The 17,246-nt window shown below is 63.8% G+C and carries 15 protein-coding genes; 11 read left to right on the forward strand and 4 right to left on the reverse strand.

Annotated features, from left to right (window positions below; all coding sequences use genetic code 11):
* Positions 1-170: 170 nt before the first annotated feature.
* A complete protein-coding gene (locus QZY03_RS07230; RefSeq protein ID WP_295579600.1) occupies positions 171-1,811 on the reverse strand; it encodes an ATP-binding protein in 1,641 nt (546 codons plus the stop codon).
* 243 nt (positions 1,812-2,054) lie between these two features.
* Between QZY03_RS07230 and sucC the strand changes: the two genes are divergently transcribed.
* Genes sucC through QZY03_RS07245 form a run of 3 tightly spaced genes read left to right on the forward strand, consistent with a single transcriptional unit; the run spans position 2,055 to position 5,775 of the window.
* A complete protein-coding gene (sucC, locus tag QZY03_RS07235; RefSeq protein ID WP_295579602.1) occupies positions 2,055-3,224 on the forward strand; it encodes an ADP-forming succinate--CoA ligase subunit beta in 1,170 nt (389 codons plus the stop codon).
* Positions 3,225-3,236: 12 nt separating this feature from the next.
* Positions 3,237-4,112 carry a succinate--CoA ligase subunit alpha gene (sucD, locus tag QZY03_RS07240; RefSeq protein WP_295579604.1) on the forward strand — a complete coding sequence of 292 codons (876 nt, stop codon included), beginning with the start codon at positions 3,237-3,239 and terminating at the stop codon, positions 4,110-4,112.
* Between the two features lie 40 nt (positions 4,113-4,152).
* Positions 4,153-5,775 (forward strand): NAD+ synthase, encoded by a 1,623-nt coding sequence (locus QZY03_RS07245; protein WP_295579606.1) that lies wholly within the window; start codon positions 4,153-4,155, stop codon positions 5,773-5,775.
* Between the two features lie 366 nt (positions 5,776-6,141).
* On the opposite strand, the gene QZY03_RS07250 is transcribed toward QZY03_RS07245, so the two are convergent.
* Positions 6,142-7,452 (reverse strand): cytochrome c family protein, encoded by a 1,311-nt coding sequence (locus tag QZY03_RS07250; protein WP_295579608.1) that lies wholly within the window; start codon positions 7,450-7,452, stop codon positions 6,142-6,144.
* A 299-nt stretch (positions 7,453-7,751) separates the two neighbouring features.
* On the opposite strand from QZY03_RS07250, the gene QZY03_RS07255 reads away from it, so the two are divergent.
* A complete protein-coding gene (locus tag QZY03_RS07255) occupies positions 7,752-9,137 on the forward strand; it encodes a multiheme c-type cytochrome (RefSeq protein WP_295579610.1) in 1,386 nt (461 codons plus the stop codon).
* Positions 9,137-9,766 (forward strand): NapC/NirT family cytochrome c, encoded by a 630-nt coding sequence (locus QZY03_RS07260; protein ID WP_295579613.1) that lies wholly within the window; start codon positions 9,137-9,139, stop codon positions 9,764-9,766. The genes QZY03_RS07255 and QZY03_RS07260 overlap by 1 nt, the downstream gene beginning before the upstream one ends.
* Positions 9,767-9,807: 41 nt before the next feature.
* On the opposite strand, the gene QZY03_RS07265 is transcribed toward QZY03_RS07260, so the two are convergent.
* Positions 9,808-10,029, reverse strand: coding sequence for a hypothetical protein (locus tag QZY03_RS07265; RefSeq protein WP_295579615.1), 222 nt, complete (start codon positions 10,027-10,029; stop codon positions 9,808-9,810).
* A 329-nt stretch (positions 10,030-10,358) separates the two neighbouring features.
* On the opposite strand from QZY03_RS07265, the gene QZY03_RS07270 reads away from it, so the two are divergent.
* The 3 genes from QZY03_RS07270 (at position 10,359) to QZY03_RS07280 (ending at position 12,259) form a co-directional block, all read left to right on the forward strand.
* A complete protein-coding gene (locus tag QZY03_RS07270; RefSeq protein ID WP_295579617.1) occupies positions 10,359-10,751 on the forward strand; it encodes a DUF302 domain-containing protein in 393 nt (130 codons plus the stop codon).
* Positions 10,752-10,788: 37 nt separating this feature from the next.
* A complete protein-coding gene (locus QZY03_RS07275) occupies positions 10,789-11,361 on the forward strand; it encodes a cytochrome b/b6 domain-containing protein (protein ID WP_295579619.1) in 573 nt (190 codons plus the stop codon).
* A gap of 358 nt (positions 11,362-11,719) precedes the next feature.
* Positions 11,720-12,259 carry a hypothetical protein gene (locus QZY03_RS07280; RefSeq protein ID WP_295579621.1) on the forward strand — a complete coding sequence of 180 codons (540 nt, stop codon included), beginning with the start codon at positions 11,720-11,722 and terminating at the stop codon, positions 12,257-12,259.
* A 288-nt stretch (positions 12,260-12,547) separates the two neighbouring features.
* On the opposite strand, the gene QZY03_RS07285 is transcribed toward QZY03_RS07280, so the two are convergent.
* A complete protein-coding gene (locus tag QZY03_RS07285; RefSeq protein ID WP_295579623.1) occupies positions 12,548-12,997 on the reverse strand; it encodes a RimK/LysX family protein in 450 nt (149 codons plus the stop codon).
* A 384-nt stretch (positions 12,998-13,381) separates the two neighbouring features.
* Between QZY03_RS07285 and QZY03_RS07290 the strand changes: the two genes are divergently transcribed.
* The 3 genes from QZY03_RS07290 to QZY03_RS07300 all read left to right on the forward strand — a co-directional run bounded on the left by QZY03_RS07290 (position 13,382) and on the right by QZY03_RS07300 (position 17,224).
* Complete coding sequence (locus tag QZY03_RS07290) at positions 13,382-13,984, forward strand: CDP-alcohol phosphatidyltransferase family protein (protein ID WP_295579624.1); 603 nt, start codon at positions 13,382-13,384, stop codon at positions 13,982-13,984.
* A gap of 156 nt (positions 13,985-14,140) precedes the next feature.
* Positions 14,141-15,283, forward strand: coding sequence for a hydrogenase small subunit (locus QZY03_RS07295; protein WP_295579626.1), 1,143 nt, complete (start codon positions 14,141-14,143; stop codon positions 15,281-15,283).
* Between the two features lie 69 nt (positions 15,284-15,352).
* Positions 15,353-17,224: a nickel-dependent hydrogenase large subunit gene (locus QZY03_RS07300; RefSeq protein WP_295579627.1), complete on the forward strand. Its 1,872-nt coding sequence runs from the start codon at positions 15,353-15,355 to the stop codon at positions 17,222-17,224.
* Positions 17,225-17,246: the final 22 nt, after the last annotated feature.

Here is a 17,246-nt window from a genome sequence, read left to right on the forward strand (position 1 = left end):
CCGGATCCCTGACACCGAGCGGCGCGCCTTATCCACCCTACAGCGGAGCCGGTTTTGTAGGGTGGATAAGCGCAGCGCATCCACCAGCAGCCTTGCCGACGGGACGCGGTCGGCGGCGGCCACCCAAATTTGGAACTGCTGCGGCCGGAAGCCTTGCATGGCTCATGGCCTTAGGCAAACACGAGCCGGAAACAGCTGCCCCTGGGGTGTCGGCGTTCATACTGGAGCCGGATGCCGTTGGTCTCCGCCAGTTCGCGGGCAATGTAGAGTCCGAGACCGGTGCCGCTGGCCTTGGTGGTGAAAAATGGGTTGAAGATGTCGCGGGCGGACGCCTCGTCAATGCCGGGGCCATCGTCGGTCACTTCCACCAAGGCGCGCCCCGCAGCCTGGCCACGTCCGACCCGTACCAGGATCTGCGCGGGCTGATCCGGTTGCCCGCCGTGCAACAGGGCGTTCTCGCACAGGTTGGCGATGATCTGATGCAGATGCCGCGGGTCGACCTCGACTGAAATAGGCGGTGATTCGAACTCCAGCAGGAAACGGGTCTCAGGCAGACCGTGGGATTCCCGGAATTCGTCGCAGAAGGTCTCCAGCCAGGCGACCAGTTCGGTCAGCTGCAATTCCACCTGATTGCGGCGCGACAGTTGCAGGACACTACGGATGATCTCGTCGATCCGCCCGCTGTTGCGACGGATGATATCGAGCAGGTGGCGGTCATCCGGCGACAGACCCCGGGTCTCCGCCAGCAGTTGACCGGCGTGGGAGATCGCGCTCAAGGGGTTGCGAATATTGTGGGCGATACTGGCGGTCAGCGTTCCCAACGATGCCAGCTTGATCTGCTGGGCCTCCTTCACCAGTTCCTGTTGATCGCGCAGATAGAGCAGCACGCCAGCGGCGCGGTAGTCGCCGAGCAGTTGGCGGGTGGGCTTGATGTCCCGATCGCCGACCCGAATGATTCCACCCTGGGGCGCGGTCGGACGCACCCGCTCCGCCAGCCAGACGTCCAACTCCGGGCACATCGCCTTCAGCGTGGTCCCAGGGTGGTCTCCAGCGACATTGGTCAGATCGCGGGCCGACTGGTTCATCAGCCGCACCCGACGCTCACCGTCCACCACCATCACGCCGATGCCCATATCTTGGATGATGAAGGCATTGAGTTTGGACAGGTCGTCAATGTCGACTTTGCGGCGGGCGACCAGTTCTTCCATCGCACGGACGCGGCGATAGAGCACATGGGCCAGCAAGGCCAGGGCAAAGAACACGACGCCGAGCAGCCCGGCCTGGGTAAACTCGGCGTATGGCGCCTCGCCCCGCAGCAGCACGTAGGTCTGTTCGGTCATGACCGCCACCGTCGCGAAGGCGGCGTACAGCAGTGCGAACCGACCCTCCATCAGCAGCGCGGCCGCGGCGACGGCAACGGCCAGCAGAACGCCGAGACCGCTGCCGACGCCGCCGCCCGCGTGCATCACCAGGGTGAACACGACAAGGTCGATAAAGATCGCCAGGTACACCTGATTCTCCCGGCTGGGCCACCGGGCGTACAGGATGAGCCCGCTGGCCAGTACCAGGACCGCGTAGACCACCAGGATGCGCCAGGCCAAGGCCGTATCGACCCGCGCGATCAGCGGATCATCCACCGCGGGGGAGAACACGAGCACCAGCCCCACCACTATCAGCAGACGGAACAGAAACAGCCAGCGCAGCGACTCCCAGGTGGGGAAGCGCGCGGGCATTTTGGCAACAGGCCGCGCATCGGGCAGTTCCGTCCCGACGCTCGGCGTGCCTGAATCCGGACTTTTGTCACTGGCCATGGCATAGACTCTCGCAGCAGTGGACTTCCCGCGCCGGGGCCGAGTGCGTCCCAGGCAACAGGACGACGAAACGCGGAACGCGCATTGATCGCCGTGCGTCGGATCAGTGCATTTGGTTCGTCACACGCGGGGCCGGCTCTGCGTGGAGGCGGCTTCTTTGGCAGCGTGTCGGGAATTCGATCAGAATAGGACGAATCCGACCATCACCGACCATCAGGCCGCCAGGATTCCGCCCGAGCATCCATGAATCTGCACGAATACCAATCCAAACACCTGTTCCAGAAATACCACATTCCGGTCCCGCGTGGTGTGACCGTGTCGACGTCGGCGGACGCGGCGGCGGCGTGCCGTACGCTGGGCGGTACCCGCTGGGTGGTCAAAGCCCAAATCCATGCCGGTGGCCGCGGCAAGGCCGGCGGGGTCGTGCTGGTGGACAGCCCCGAAGAGGCCGCGGCCGCGGCGCAGCGGTTGCTCGGCACCCGCCTGGTCACCCGCCAGAGCGGCCCCGCGGGACTGCCCATCGGGACCCTGCTGATCGAGGAGCCCACGGCCATCGCTCGGGAGCTTTACCTGAGCGCGCTGGTGGATCGCGCCTCCGCGGCGGTCTTGTTCATGGCATCCCAGGCGGGAGGCATGGACATTGAGGCCGTGGCGGCACAGACCCCCGAGCAGATTCTGTCGATTCGCATCCATCCGGCCACCGGGCTGCAACCCTTCCAGGTGCGTCGGCTGGGCTTCGGATTGGGCCTGAACAGCCAGCAGATCAAGGCACTGAGCGGCTTGATGGGCGGTCTTTACCGGCTGTTCATGGACTGCGATGCGAGCTTGGTGGAGATCAATCCCCTGGTCATTACCGCGTCCGGTGATCTGATTGCCCTAGATGCCAAGATCAACCTGGATGACAACGCCCTGGCCCGCCAGCCCGACTTGGAAGCCTGGCGCGACCCCAGCCAGGAAGACGCGCGCGAGGCCCAGGCGAAGGCGCACGAACTGAGCTATATCAGCCTTGACGGCAACATCGGCTGCATGGTCAACGGGGCTGGTTTGGCGATGGCAACCATGGATTTGGTGCAGCTACACGGCGGGGCGCCGGCCAATTTCCTGGATGTGGGCGGCGGGGCCACGGCGGCGCGGGTCGCGGAGGCCTTCAAACTGATCCTGTCCGACCCCAGGGTGCGGGCGGTGCTGGTGAATATCTTCGGCGGGATCGTCCGCTGCGATCTGATCGCCGAAGGCATCATCCAGGCGGTGCGCGAGGTTGGGGTCGGTGTCCCGGTAGTGGTGCGACTTGAGGGGACCAACGCGCCTGCGGGCCTGGCATTGCTAGCACAGAGTGGGTTGGCGGTGATCACCGCGGCCAATCTGAGCGAGGCGGCGGACAAGGTGGTCGCGGCCGCGGCCTTGGCCGGTTGAGAGACTGAAACTATGAGCGTTCTGATCGACAAAGAAACCCGGGTCATTTGCCAGGGCTTCACCGGCCAGCAGGGTACCTTCCACAGTGCGCAGGCGATCGCCTACGGCACTCGCCTGGTCGGCGGCGTCACCCCCGGCAAGGGCGGGCAGCGTCACCTGGATCGGCCGGTCTTCGACACCGTCCACGACGCGGTCAGCGCGACCGGGGCGGACGCCACCATGATCTATGTCCCGGCCGCCTACGCGGCAGACGCCATCCTGGAAGCCGCGGATGCCGGCATTCGCGTCATCGTCTGTATCACCGAAGGCATCCCGGTACTGGATATGCTGCGGGTCAAGGCCGCGCTGGCGGGCCACCCGGCGATCCTGATCGGCCCCAATTGTCCGGGCGTCATCACCCCGGGCGAGTGCAAGATCGGCATCATGCCGGGCCATATCCACACCCCCGGCCGGGTCGGCATCATCTCCCGTTCGGGTACCCTGACCTATGAGGCGGTCTTTCAGGTCACCAATGCCGGTTTGGGTCAAAGCACCTGTATCGGCATCGGCGGCGACCCCATCCAGGGACTGGACTTCGTCGCCTGTCTGGCCTTGTTCGAGGCCGATCCGGGTACCGAGGGAGTCATCCTCGTGGGCGAGATCGGCGGTGGGGCAGAGGAGGCGGCGGCCGAGTATATCCAGGCGCACATGACCAAGCCGGTGGTCGCCTACATCGCCGGCGTCACGGCCCCGGCCGGCAAACGGATGGGCCACGCGGGCGCCATCGTCACCGGCGGGAAGGGCACCGCGGAAGACAAATTCGCCGCCCTGGAGGCGGCCGGGGTGACGACGGTGCGCTCACCAGCCCAAATGGGCGCGCGCATGGCGCAATTGCTCGGGAGTGCTTAGGGTGGATCAGCGCAGCGCAGCCGCAAACCGGAGGGCCGAGGTGGCTTGTCGTATTCAGATCGCACAATTGAACCTCCTGGTCGGCGACGTGCCGGGCAATGCGCAGCGCGTTATCACCGCCGCGCACGAGGCGCGGGGCGCCGGCGCGGATTTAGTGGTATTTCCTGAACTGACGCTGACCGGCTACCCGCCGGAGGATTTGCTGCTACGTCCGGAACTGCTCGAGCGGGTCGATGCCGCCCTGGCCCGGGTCTGTGCCGAGACCCCCGGCATCACCCTGGTGCTGGGTTATCCGCGGGCCGCGCCCGACGGATTGATCAACGCCGCCGGGGTGATCCGTGACGGCGCCCTGGTGACCGAGTACGCCAAACAGGAATTGCCCAACTACAGCGTCTTCGACGAGAAGCGCTATTTCCAGCCGGGCACGTCGGCGGTGGTCTTCGAGCACCGCGGGTTACGCCTGGGTCTGAGCGTCTGCGAGGACATCTGGCGTCAGGCACCGACGGCGGCAGCCGCCGCGGCCGGGGCCCAGGTGCTGATCAACATCAATGCCTCACCCTTCCATGCCGGCAAGCAGGCCGAGCGTGAGGCCCTGGTCGCCCGCCGTGCCGGCACCCATGGACTGACCATTCTCTATGCCAATCTGGTTGGCGGCCAGGATGAGCTGGTGTTCGACGGGGGCTCATTTGTGGTCGATCGGGCGGGTCGGGTCCAGGCCCGGTCACCCCAGTTTCAGGAGCACGCACTCCTGGTCGACCTGGCCGCGGACGGCACGCTCTGCGAGGCTGCTGCGCCTGGACAGGGCGCGGTCCCTACGGCGTCGGCGCAAGACGAGGCGGCGATCTACAGCGCCCTGGTGCTCGGCGTGCGCGACTATGTGCGAAAAAACGGATTCAGCGGCGCCGTACTCGGCCTCTCCGGCGGAGTCGACTCGGCCCTGACCCTGGCCATCGCGGTCGACGCCCTGGGGGCGGACCAGGTGGAAGCGGTCCTGATGCCGTCGCGCTACACCGCGGACATGAGCAATGAGGACGCCCTGGAGCAGGCCCGCAGGCTGGGAGTCCGGACCTGTACGATCCCCATCGGGCCGGCCTTCGACAGCTTTCTCGCCATGCTCAAACCCGCGTTCGGTGATCGCGCCCCCGACGTCACGGAAGAGAATATCCAGGCCCGCTGTCGCGGCGTCATCCTGATGGCGCTCAGCAACAAACACGGCCGCATCCTGCTCACCACCGGTAACAAAAGCGAAATGTCGGTCGGCTATGCCACCCTCTACGGCGACATGGCCGGCGGTTTCGCCCCCATCAAGGACGTGCCCAAGACCCTGGTCTATCGGCTCGCGCAGTACCGCAACGGGCTGGCCCCGATCATCCCGGAGCGGGTGCTGACCCGCGCGCCCTCGGCGGAACTGCGTCCGGATCAGACCGATCAGGACAGCCTGCCTCCCTACGAAATCCTGGACCCGATCCTGCGGCTCTATATCGAGGAAGACCAGAGCGTAGACTCAATCGTTGCCCAAGGCTTCGCTGCGGCTGAGGTACGCCGCGTCGTGCGCCTGGTGGACCGCAACGAATATAAGCGCCGTCAGGCTCCGCCGGGGGTGCGGATTTCCCGACGGGCTTTCGGCCGCGATCGGCGCTACCCGATCACCAGCGGGTTCTGAGCGAGCCTTAAAAGAAGATGCTCTCACAAAGACGCGAAGACACGAAGAAGAAAAGAGAGATAAGAAGTCAGGATAAGGCTTCTCGAACTTTGTGTCTTTGTGAGAGGATTTCTTCTCTTTCTTCCGTGTTTTCGTGAAAAACCCTTGATCCGGCTCCCAGGCTCAAGCGCGTAGGGTGCGGTGAGGTACGGACACGGGTGGCGAAACGTAACCCGTTGAAAGAAGAATTGGTAGGCGCTTTTCTTCAATGGGTTAGTGAATTCGCTACCAGTGTCAGGAATGAACCGCACCGCGAGTAGGTGGTGCGGTTCGCAAGCTCATCGCACCCCCCAAGACTTGGTGGCCGGCACGATGATCAAGGCCCGTTCAGCGGGCGGCCACCGCGCTCTCGGCGACGCCGATCAAGACCGGAGACCGCAACTCCTCCGGCAGATTGGTGAACTTCTCAGCCAGGGCCGGCCACAGCAGGTTGTAGTACAGCTCACCGCGCACCAACACCACCCCCTTGGCCGGAATCTGATAGCTCAACTCGCGCACCTCATGCGGCTTGAGGCGGGTGTCGTCACCGGCCTTGGTCGCGGTCGGGGGGGGCGCCGGCATGCCCTTATCGTCGACCATGTTGTAGGAGAAATAGGCTTTGGGATCACCTTTGGATGGATGGCCTTCGGCGTTCTGCCACACCAGGTTCCCGGCCGCGTCATAGGCGGCAAGCTTCAGGTACAGATTGCGAAACGGCGCGCCGGTGGGCATGGAATGCGGCTGCAGGTTCTGCAACCGGACCTTGGTCTTGACCTTGCCGTCCGCCGCATCGGTGGTCAGGGTGAACACGACACTGCGCTTGAGCATGCCGGCGTTGTGACCGCCGCCCATGGTGTGGTCCGAGATGCCGCCCGCGACCGGCATATGGCAGGATTGGCAAACGACTTTCGAGGCACCCTCCAGATACTCGTTGCCGGTCTGACAGAGCGGGACGCCCTGGGGATTGTTGCGCTGGTCGTGGCAGCCCATGCACGCATCGGAGGTCTTGAATTGAACGGCGTTGGCCTCCAGCGGCAGGGCCGGTACCGGTTGACCGCGGAACTCGACCGGCTCACCCAGGTGCGGGTTGGGTTTTTGGTCGGTACCGTCACCGACGGCTCCGCCGAACAGGTCGCCGCCGGCACTGAGTTTTTGCAGCCCGCGCGGGAAGCCGGCGGGTCCTTGAAGTGTATCGCTCAACGTGTAGGCCGCGAGCCCCAGACGCAGTTTGCCGTCCTCGCCTTTGACGCCCTTGAAGCCCGCGATGGTATGGCAGGCCACACAGTTCACCCCCTCGCTATAGGCCGGCATGGCATCGAGCTTGGTGGTCTTGTCGCGGGCGGCATTGGGAGCATGACAGGAGAGACAGACCGGAAAGGTCTTCGTCTTCTGGTGAACCTGCCCTTCGGCCTGGGGATCGCCAACTTCCTGGCGGTAAAAAGTCCCGTGGATCGGGTCGCTGAGGGCTGTACTCTTGGCATGCATTGATCCCTGCCACTGGCGGTATATCTCCTGATGGCAATCCTTGCAGACCTCCGCCGAGACCTGGTGGATCGGGGTTTGCTGGTCGGCAGCGGACAGTGCGGCAGGGCCGCCGATGCAGGCCAGGGCCAGCAGCAGCGTCCGGGCCAGATCGCGATTGGTACCGAAAATACGCATCGGGATGTCACTCCTCATCGGTCGTTAGGGCTGCATCAACCCTTGTCACCAGTGGGTGCTGCGGGGATGATTCAGCGCGGTTCTTGTTGGCCGCGGATGTTGGCAATGGAAAAGACCCTGGTCAACAGAAAAATCACGTCTGGTCGTACGCTCGACGACGCACCGGCAGGAGATTCTCGGCAACGCCCGAAGGCTAAGAAAAAGTAATTAAGAAAATAATGAATTTCAGAAATACTTATCGATTAGTTAGTGACACAGGGTGCCACGGCATTGCATTCTCAATACTCATCGTCTTGTGGTTGAGTCCCGCTGACGCGGCCAAGGTCGCCCTCGATCCAGGCCAATGGGGGCACCCGGCGGGTGAGGCCTGCGTGAGTTGTCATCTGAAGGCGTCGAGCGGCCTGGCGGCGCAGTGGCAAGCGAGCGCCCATCAGCGGGCCGGCGTGAATTGCATGGACTGCCATCAGGCGACCGCGGCCGATGCGGATGCCCGCGAGCACGAGGGTCAAGTGATCGCCACCATCGTCTCACCCAAGGATTGCGGGCGCTGCCATACCCAGGAGTTCGAGGAACAACAAGGCTCGGTCCACGCGGAAGCCTATGCCATCATCAAGGATCGGGTGCCCGCCCTGGCGCAGAACCTGACCGGCCCCGCGGTCCAGGCGGCGGGCTGCGACCAGTGCCACGGTTCGTTGGTCAAGGTGCGCGGCGACGGCAGCCTGGACGCGGCGACCTGGCCCAACTCCGGAATCGGACGCGTCAACCCCGACGGATCCAAGGGGTCCTGCTCGGCCTGTCACGGCCGGCACCTGTTCTCCAAGGCTCAAGCGCGCGAACCGCAAGCTTGCGTGCGCTGCCACGCGGGTCCGGATTCGCCCGACAAAGAGATCTACGAAGCCTCGAAGCATGGGATGCTCTATGCCTCCCAGCGTGACCGCATGAATCTGGATGCGCCGGAATGGGTCGCCGGCCGCGACTATACGGCCGCCCCCACCTGCGTCACCTGCCACATGGGCGCCGCCGGCAAACTCCCGGCCACCCATGATGTTGGTCTACGTAATGCCTGGAGCCTCAACAGCCCGGTGTCGCAACGGCAACTGCTCGTCGTGCTGGAGGACGGCGGCAAGCTCGAGTTACCGGCGAGCGCACCGGTCCCCAAGCGCGGGGCCGAGATCACCAAGGCCGACGGCACGCTCGGCAAAGTCAAGTCGGTGGGGACGCCGGAGCGCCGCCGTCAGGCGATGTCCATGGTCTGCCAGGAATGCCATGGCAAACTTTTCACCGACGCCTTCATGAAGCAGTTCGACGCCGTGGTGGACCTGTTCAACGGCAAGTTCGCCCAGCCCGCGCAGGCGATCATGGCCGGACTCTACGCCCAGGGTTTGCTGACCCCGCTGCCCTTCGACGAGCCGATCGAGTTCACCTATTGGGAACTCTGGCACGACGAGGGCGCCCGCGCCCGTCACGGCGCGGCCATGGCCAGCCCGAACCATACCTGGTGGGAGGGGATGTATCTGGTGGGGCGCAATTTTTATAGTCGTTTTCTGCCCGCGGCGCGGGCGGCGGCCGGTGACCGGTCAGCCGAATTGGTGGAGGCCCACCTGACCGGTGACCATCATCAGTGGCTGACCGATCCGGCCGCGGGCAATCCAATCCTCGGCAGCAGCGCATCGGAGGCCCCCTGATGACCCGCCTGGGCATCCCGGTTTTCATCACCCGGCACGTCCTGATCGCGCTGGTGGTCGGAGGTATCGGCGGGGTCCTCTTCGCTGGATTTCTGCTCGAATTCGATCGCTTTACCAGCCGCAATGCCTTCTGCACCGCGTGCCACTCCATGATCTATGCCGAGACCGCTTACCAGCGCTCCGCACACTACAACTCGGCATCGGGGGTCCGCGCCTCCTGTGGCGACTGCCATGTCTCGCCCGGCCTGTTGGCAGCCACCTGGGATCACCTGATCGGCGGCAAGGATTTGCTCAAGCAGTGGTTCGGGGCAGACGATGACGATCCGGTGGTCAATGCCCTGCGATTGCCGGAGTCCGCTTTCGCCGCGCGCGCCTGGTTCCGCAGCCGTGACTCGGCCACTTGCAAGCGCTGTCACACCATGGAGGCGATCCAAGGCAAACGCGCCGATACCGCTGCGATCCACCGGGAGGAGACCGCGGGCAAGACCTGCGTCGACTGCCACTATAATCTGGTCCACCGGCCGGTTCCCGACGAAAGCACCTTTAAGCGTGACGCCTGGAATCGGATGATCGAGGAGGAGTTTGGTCTGGCTCCGGGCATGGCCGGTCGGATGATGGCGGAAGAGTGACCGGCCGGGAGCCGGATGGTCGATGCTTTGCCAGAGATCGCCTAATGCAGACACTCCGTCAGGCGTCGGGCGTTGCCCGGCCAGAGTGCGATCAGCACGGCGACCACCAGGGTGACGGCCGCCCCCAGCACCAGCAGCAGTGCGATCTGACTGGCGGGCACAGCCAGCCCGGTGCACTCGGCGAAGGCGAGCATCAGGGTACCCGCCAGGAACAAGCCAGCGGACAGGATGACCGCCGACCGCATCGTCGTACAAGTTGTCACGTTACATCTCCATGTGAATCTGTCTTATCTAATATTAACTGGGTTTTCGGAACTTTCCAGAGGGTACCATCGGTGTGTCAACGTACGGACGCCCCCGCCCTCCGCCAGTAGACTGTCGATTAGGGCTGCGGTACGGCAGCGAAGGCAAAGTGCGACACATTGACGTGCAACCGGCGATCAAGGCGCGGTGGATGCTCAAGTGATCGCTGCTGGCGCCATCCTTGATTCTCGAATTGTATAGCGCAGCTGCGGCGCCGTGCGCCACGCCCTACCCACGCCGGAGCGAATCTGGCGCCCCAATTCCACAGTCGCAAGAGGCTCGACCCCTAATGTACGGATTTTCCACGACCCTGCATACCCCCTTCGACCAGGCCGTTACCCGGGTCACCGAGGCCCTGAAAAGCGAGGGTTTCGGCGTCCTGACCGACATCGATATCCAGGCCACACTCAAGGCCAAGCTGGGCGTCGAGCGGCGACCCTACCGCATCCTCGGCGCCTGCAATCCACCCCTGGCCAACCGGGCCTTAGAGGCGGAACCCGACATCGGGTTGCTGTTGCCGTGCAACGTGATTGTGCGGGAAGCGGCGGACGGCAGCATCGTCGTCGCCGTTATGGATCCGCAAGCGGTCTTGCAACTCGTTGACAAGCCGGAGATCGCCGAACTCGCGTCGGAGGTGCGCGGGCAGTTGGAGCGGGTGCGTGACGTTCTCATAGTCGTTTGAGGCAATGGCTACCACCCACCTTTGAGGAGATGGCATCATGACCAACACAAGCACTGCCGTTGTCCAGCACGGTGACCTTGCGACCCGCCCGGTCGCGCGCGTCGCTAGCCCCGAGCGGGTGCGGGTCTGGGACCCGTTCTTGCGCTTTTTCCACTGGAGCCTGGCCGTTGCCGTGCTGATCGCCTTCCTGACCGGAGACGCGATCGAGGGGCTGCACGTCTTCGTCGGCTATGTCGTCATGGGGCTGATTGCCGCCCGCCTGGTGTGGGGGGTGATCGGGCCGAAGCACGCCCGGTGGTGGGACTTCGTGCGCGGACCCCGCGTCATCAAGGCCTATCTCGGGGACGTCCTGCGCGGGCACCCGGCCCGCTACTTGGGCCATAACCCGACCGGCGGGGCCATGGCCGTCGCCCTCATCGCGGGACTTGTTCTGACGACACTCTCTGGACTGGCCGCACAGAGCGTCCATGGCTTGAAGGAGGTCCACGAGCTGATCGCCTACGCCACCCTGTGCCTGGTCCCCCTGCACCTGCTCGGGGTGGCGGTCGCGAGCTTCCAGCACCGAGAGAATCTGGTGCGTGCTATGATCAATGGCGATAAACGCGCCTGAGTCTCTTCCTGATAATAGGCTGACAACCCCGCTCAGCAGGCGCTCAGGCGCGGTGTTTTAGCCTGGGCTTTGGTTGCGCTGTCCAAGCGCTGTCTTGGATTTGCACGAAATCGTCCCGTAACCGAGTCCACTATTATTCGCGGTCACACACCGCGACAAGGAGTTTCGTGATGAAGCTTTCTACAACAGCCGCGTCCGCCTTGTTCCTGACCTCCGCCGTGCCCTGGCCGGTACCTTCGACAACGCCGGGGTCGCGCTGGCCGGTTCGGCGCCGGTCGCGCGCATCTTGAACTGCACCCTGGCGAAGACCTCATTCAAGGGCGCCAACGAGGGCTGGTTTAGCAGTGCTGAGAAATCCGTGGAGGCCACCTGCCTGGCTGGGGACACCGCGATCAACTTCTCTGCCAGCGCCGACAGTTGGCCGAAGCTGCTGCAACTGGCTGGTCAGCCGGTGGTCGTGAAGTTGGCCCAGAACAAAGGAGAGGTCAAGGAGGCCAAGTCCGATTGGGTCATGGTCGACATCGCATCCAAAGTCAGCATCACGACAAACCCGAATAAGATCTGCGGCGACGACAAGGCGCCGAAGGAGTTCAAAGCAATCTGGTCACACGGCTATCGCGTTGGTGAGGCAGTGGACGTCTGGCAAGGCGGTACACGCGCGAAGGATGCCCAGTGGAACGGTCCGCAGTCAGGGCGCAAGGATGACTGGTACGCGGACGTGCGCATGTCGCGCAGTCGCAACGTGCAATGGGCGCCGGATGGATCGGTGCGCCTCGGCAGCAGTTGCGCGGCAGCGCACGAGACGATCGCCGCTGCCGCAAAACCGCTGATTTTTGTCTATGACCAGGGCGCGGAGGATCCGGAGTACGCCGTCATGGAGGTCTATGCGGTGGAGTGATCCCGGAGCCCCGGCGCGGCCCATTTTCCCAGGGTTTCCGGTGTGACGCACCCAGGGGAATGCCACTTCGCCGCCGTGTTTGCTTTGGCTCAAGTTCATCGACCAGTACCGGAGTCAACTTCTCCTGGTTTTGATCGGTGCGGCGGAGTTGGCCGCAATGATGGTCAAGGCCGGTCCCCCAGCCGCCGTGCAGTTGGATTTCCTATCCCATGCTGATGGTGCGGGGGGTAATGGGTCAACGGGAGCAATGGTTTACAGCGCGGCCTTTCCTCCTCGCAATGGTGACTGTCAGAATTCTGCTGAACCCCGGCAGTCCGGAGCGTGCGTGTCACGCGCATCCGAATCGACCAAGAACCGCCCGGCCCGGAGAAAATTGCGGCCGACCAGGATCGGGTATGAAAATGCCTGACGTTCGGCCAACGTCATGCGATCGGTGATCGTCTTGCCGGCGAGACAGATCTCCATCATGACCACCGGCCGCAGCGTTGTACCGGCTGCGCCTTTGTTCTTGATCCTGATCCAATCGACGATATCACGTTGCACGACGACGGTCCCGCCATCGCCGTCGGCAATGGAAAATACGACGCGTTCGGGTGTTCCTGGCGTATCGCTTCCGCTGATTCTCATAATAGTGGCATCAATCGCGCCGAGGCTGGCGCCGGTATCCATGCGCGCCGACTGTTCTATACCCAGTGCGGTGAGGCGCACCTTCTCTGCCCACCCGATGACTGCCGGCATAGACGCTGGCGATGCCTCACACGGGCCATCTTCGCTCCCTGCTTGTGCAAGCGCCACGAATGCTGCCAGCGTCGCCAAGGCGACAGAATGCAATACCCGTACCAACCGACGATAACAGCACGGGCAACGACGACCGCGCGCCGACAGATAGCCAGCGGACGGAGTGACTCCGCGGCTGAACGTTTGCTGACAGGGTCTCTCAGGTTGCCGCGAACTGCTCAGTGCTAGGCTGTACCCAAGTCCTGATCGATGCGGCCGCGACTCCTGCTCTGTAGCGTCCGGATCACGACTGCGCGGTCGATCGTTCACGCCGGCTGACTCGTAGTGTGAGGTTCAATGAGCGCAGATGCACAGATCGCGGTCGGGCGGATGCCGGAGCCGGGCGTGGTCAATGAACGACCGGCTGCCGCGGCGGCGCCTGACTGGCCGAAGAATGACGCCGGTCTCACGGTCGCCAGCCGGATCACGGCGGCCCGGCTGGTGATCGCATTGATCAGCTTTGTCTTCATGACCTTGAACTGGTGGCAGACGGCGTTCGTGCTGATATTCGTCGCGACGATCCTGGATATCGTCGATGGTCAGGCGGCGCGCCGCCTGCAACAGGTGAGCAAGCAAGGCGTTTTCCTGGATATTATGGTCGATAAGATCGTCATTATATCCACGTTTCTCTTCATCGGGGTAGGCATCGACATGCTGTTTTTTTATCTCGGCATATTGATGCTGATACGGGAATACATGATGGATACCATGAGGGCCTTGGCCGCCTCTAACAGTCTTGTCATAGCGGCCGACAAGCTGAGCAAGATCAAGGGGATATTATTCATGACCGCAATGCTCATGATGATTGGTACCCATGCCTTCGTGGCCGACGCGCGGCCGGATGCGGTGCTGCGGGCGGCCGGCACCGTCCTGGCGGTCACGGGCCTGCTCCTGGCTTACGTGTCCTTGGCGCGCTTCCTGATGCGGCATCGCAAAGCATTGGCGTAACAGCGCGCCCCGCCCATTTCGCGGACCTCGCTGAATGCGCATGATCCCTTCTTGGACCTGCTGTCGAGTTGATTACACAAGGATCAAGCGAGATTGCGGTCCGCCTTGAGTGCGCCGACCGGGCCAGTAACCAGCCATATGAGAGGTGACGCGACCATGAATCTCCGTTCCCTAACCTCGGCGCCGCGGTCGGGTACGCAGCTCGACCAGGACGTCATGCTCGACGATGCGACCGCGGACCGACTGCTCGAACTTGGCATCAGCCGACGGCGCTTTCTGTCCTATTGCGCTGGGCTCGCATCCCTGATGGCCTTGCCGCAGTCCATGGTGCCCGGCCTGGCCGCTGCGGCGACCGCGCGCACCAGACCGTCCGTGGTTTACCTGTCGTTTCAGGAATGCACCGGCTGTCTGGAATCCATGGTGAATTCTTTCCCCTTTCAGGGCGGTGGAACCATCGAGAATTTGATTCTCAACCTGGTCTCCCTGGACTTCCAGCAAACCCTGATGGCCGCCTCCGGCGATCAGGCCGAACAACAGCTGCGCAGTGCCACGAACCGATCGGGCTATGTGCTGCTCATCGACGGGTCGATCCCGGCGCAGGGGAACCGCGGCTACTTTGTCAGCGGTGAAAAAAACGGGGTGGTGCGCTTCCGGGAGGCGGCCGAAAGCGCGCGCCTGATCATCGCCGCGGGCACCTGTGCCAGCTTCGGCGGACTACCGAAGGCGGATCCCAACCCAACCGGCGCGGTGTCGGTCGGCGCCCTGCTGCGACAACTGGGAATAAAGAAGGATCTCATCAACGTTCCCGGCTGCCCGCCGATCCCGGAGGTATTGACCGGAGTCATCCTGTACTACCTGGCCCGCGGCAAACCGGCACTCGACGCGCTCAATCGGCCAACGATGTTTTATGGCCGCAGCGTGCATGAAGGGTGTTATCGCGAAGAATCGTTCGAGGACGGACCCCATGCCCGGTCATTCGACGATGCGCATGCCCGGGCGGGCGGCTGTCTGATCAAGCTCGGCTGCAAAGGGCCGGTCACCCATAGCGCCTGTGCCAGGATCGGCTGGAACCAGGGCACCAGCTTTCCCATGATGTCGGGACACGGGTGTATTGGCTGTACCGAGCCGGATTTCTGGGATCGCGTCAATACCGGAGGCACCAAGGGCTTTTATGTACCCTTGGGCCACAACAGCAGCGCGACGGACCCCATCAACGAAGGACCGGAGCAAAGGGGAAGAACGGAGGGCACCTGGGGCCATGGCCATGAGGATGATGATGAGGACGACGATGACGACTGAGACCCCTGCCGCGCGCCCGCCGCATTCGTACACCCGATCCACTCGTCCGGCTAACCCAGGAGACCGACCATGGCAACCGCGCCCAATGTAATTATCGATCCTGTAACCCGTATCGAGGGCCACTTGCGTATCCAGGCCTTTGCCGAGCCTGACGGACGCGGCGGCGGCGTGATCCGCCGGCCGGGGCTATGTGCGGCGACGATGGTGCGGGGCGTCGAGCGCATCCTGCGGGGCCGCGATCCGCGGGATGCCTGGGCCTTCACCCAGCGGATCTGCGGGGTCTGCACCGTGGTCCATGGTGTCACGTCGGTGCGTGCCGTAGAGCATGCCATCGGCATCAAGGTGCCGCGCAATGCCGACTACATCCGCAACATGATGATCGGCGCCCAATACGTCCATGACCACGTCATGCATTTCTACCACCTGCACGCCCTGGACTGGGTCGACGTCACGAGCGCCTTGCAGGCAAACCCGGCCGCGACCGCCCGGCTGGCCAAGGACAACAACCCCGGTTTCAAGGCCGACAGCGGTGCACTGCCGAACGCCGCCTATTTCCAAGGGGTCCTGAACCGGCTCACCAGCGCGGCGGGCGACGGCACGCAGTTGGGACTGTTCGGAAACGGTTATTGGGGTCACCCCGCCTATCATCTCACCGCGGAAGAGAATCTGCTGCTGCTCTCCCATTACATCGAGGCTCTGGCCTGGGCGCGGGACGTGGTGAAACTGCATGCGGTTTTCGGCGGCAAGGACCCCCACCCCAATCTGGTGGTCGGCGGGATGCCCTGCACCCTGAGCAGCAACCCCGGGCGCGTCAGCGAAGACGCCGGCGGGACCTCGCTCAATAACGCCGGGTTTGCGGTCATCCGCTCCGCGATTGCCAGGATGCAGGCCTTTGTCGACCAGGTCTACCTGCCGGACGTGCTGCTGCTGGCAAAGCGGTATCCGGAGTGGGCCGGTTACGGTGCGACGGCGGGGAACTTTCTGTGTTATGGGGAGTTTCCAGAACCCACGCTGGTGAAGACCGAGTTCGCTGACGGCGCCGGCGATTATCCGGCGGGCTACCTCTTTCCACGCGGGGTGATCTGGGCCGGCAACCGCGATCGGCTGGCCACCTTCGATCCGGCCCTGGTCACCGAGAACGTCGCGCATGCCTGGTATCGCGGATCGGCGACGGGGGTACACCCGTCCGTCGGTACGACCGAACTGAACTATACCGGACCCGCGGCCGAGGGCGGATCGGGCTATATGCTTCAGGAGCGTGACAAATACTCCTGGATCAAGTCGCCCCGTTACAATGGTCAACCCATGGAGGTCGGCCCGCTCGCGCACATCCTGACGATGCATGCGCGGGGCACTCTGCCGACCGACGCCGTGGTGCGCGGCTACGTCCGGAAGTACTGGACCAACCCCGCATCCGCGGGGGGAGTGGGGTTAGCGTTCGCGCAGCTCAATTCGACCCTGGGCCGGATCTTTTGCCGGATGCTCGAGACGAAGATCATTGCTGATCAGATGACTGTCTGGTACCAGGGCTATTACAAAGGCCGGGCTGGTCCCTATTGGAATCCCAAGACGTTTGCGCGCTTGCGGGAGCCTGCATCCTGGCCCAAGGTCGTCGGTGTCGGATTCACGGAGGCCCCACGCGGGGCCCTGGGGCACTGGGTGACGATCGATCCGGGGTCCGGCAAGATCGAGAACTATCAATGCGTCGTCGCCAGCCAATGGAATGCCGGGCCGCGTGATGCAGGCGCGATCGAAGGCCCCTACGAGCGCGCTCTGGTCGGCTTGACGCTGGCCGATGTCGCGCGGCCGCTGGAGGTGTTGCGCACGATCCATAGTTTCGATCCGTGCATCGGGTGCGCGGTCCATATCGCCGACCCGGACGGGCAGCCGCTGGTACAAGTCGAAGTGAGGCACGCGGCCAGATCGGGTTCACTGGTATGACGCCTCCCTGCTACACCTGCTA

It is taken from the genome of uncultured Lamprocystis sp. (genome assembly GCF_903933125.1).
In the GTDB taxonomy this organism is placed as follows: Bacteria; Pseudomonadota; Gammaproteobacteria; order Chromatiales; family Chromatiaceae; genus Thiodictyon.

Excerpts from the sequence above, each read along its gene's own strand:
- QZY03_RS07275 (WP_295579619.1), top strand. The coding sequence starts at position 10,789 with ATGACCAACACAAGCACTGCCGTTGTCCAGCACGGTGACCTTGCGACC.
- QZY03_RS07250 (WP_295579608.1), bottom strand. The coding sequence starts at position 7,452 with ATGCGTATTTTCGGTACCAATCGCGATCTGGCCCGGACGCTGCTGCTG.
- QZY03_RS07230 (WP_295579600.1), bottom strand. The coding sequence starts at position 1,811 with ATGGCCAGTGACAAAAGTCCGGATTCAGGCACGCCGAGCGTCGGGACG.
- QZY03_RS07270 (WP_295579617.1), top strand. The coding sequence starts at position 10,359 with ATGTACGGATTTTCCACGACCCTGCATACCCCCTTCGACCAGGCCGTT.
- QZY03_RS07260 (WP_295579613.1), top strand. The coding sequence starts at position 9,137 with ATGACCCGCCTGGGCATCCCGGTTTTCATCACCCGGCACGTCCTGATC.
- sucD (WP_295579604.1), top strand. The coding sequence starts at position 3,237 with ATGAGCGTTCTGATCGACAAAGAAACCCGGGTCATTTGCCAGGGCTTC.
- sucC (WP_295579602.1), top strand. The coding sequence starts at position 2,055 with ATGAATCTGCACGAATACCAATCCAAACACCTGTTCCAGAAATACCAC.
- QZY03_RS07300 (WP_295579627.1), top strand. The coding sequence starts at position 15,353 with ATGGCAACCGCGCCCAATGTAATTATCGATCCTGTAACCCGTATCGAG.
- QZY03_RS07295 (WP_295579626.1), top strand. The coding sequence starts at position 14,141 with ATGAATCTCCGTTCCCTAACCTCGGCGCCGCGGTCGGGTACGCAGCTC.
- QZY03_RS07285 (WP_295579623.1), bottom strand. The coding sequence starts at position 12,997 with ATGCCGGCAGTCATCGGGTGGGCAGAGAAGGTGCGCCTCACCGCACTG.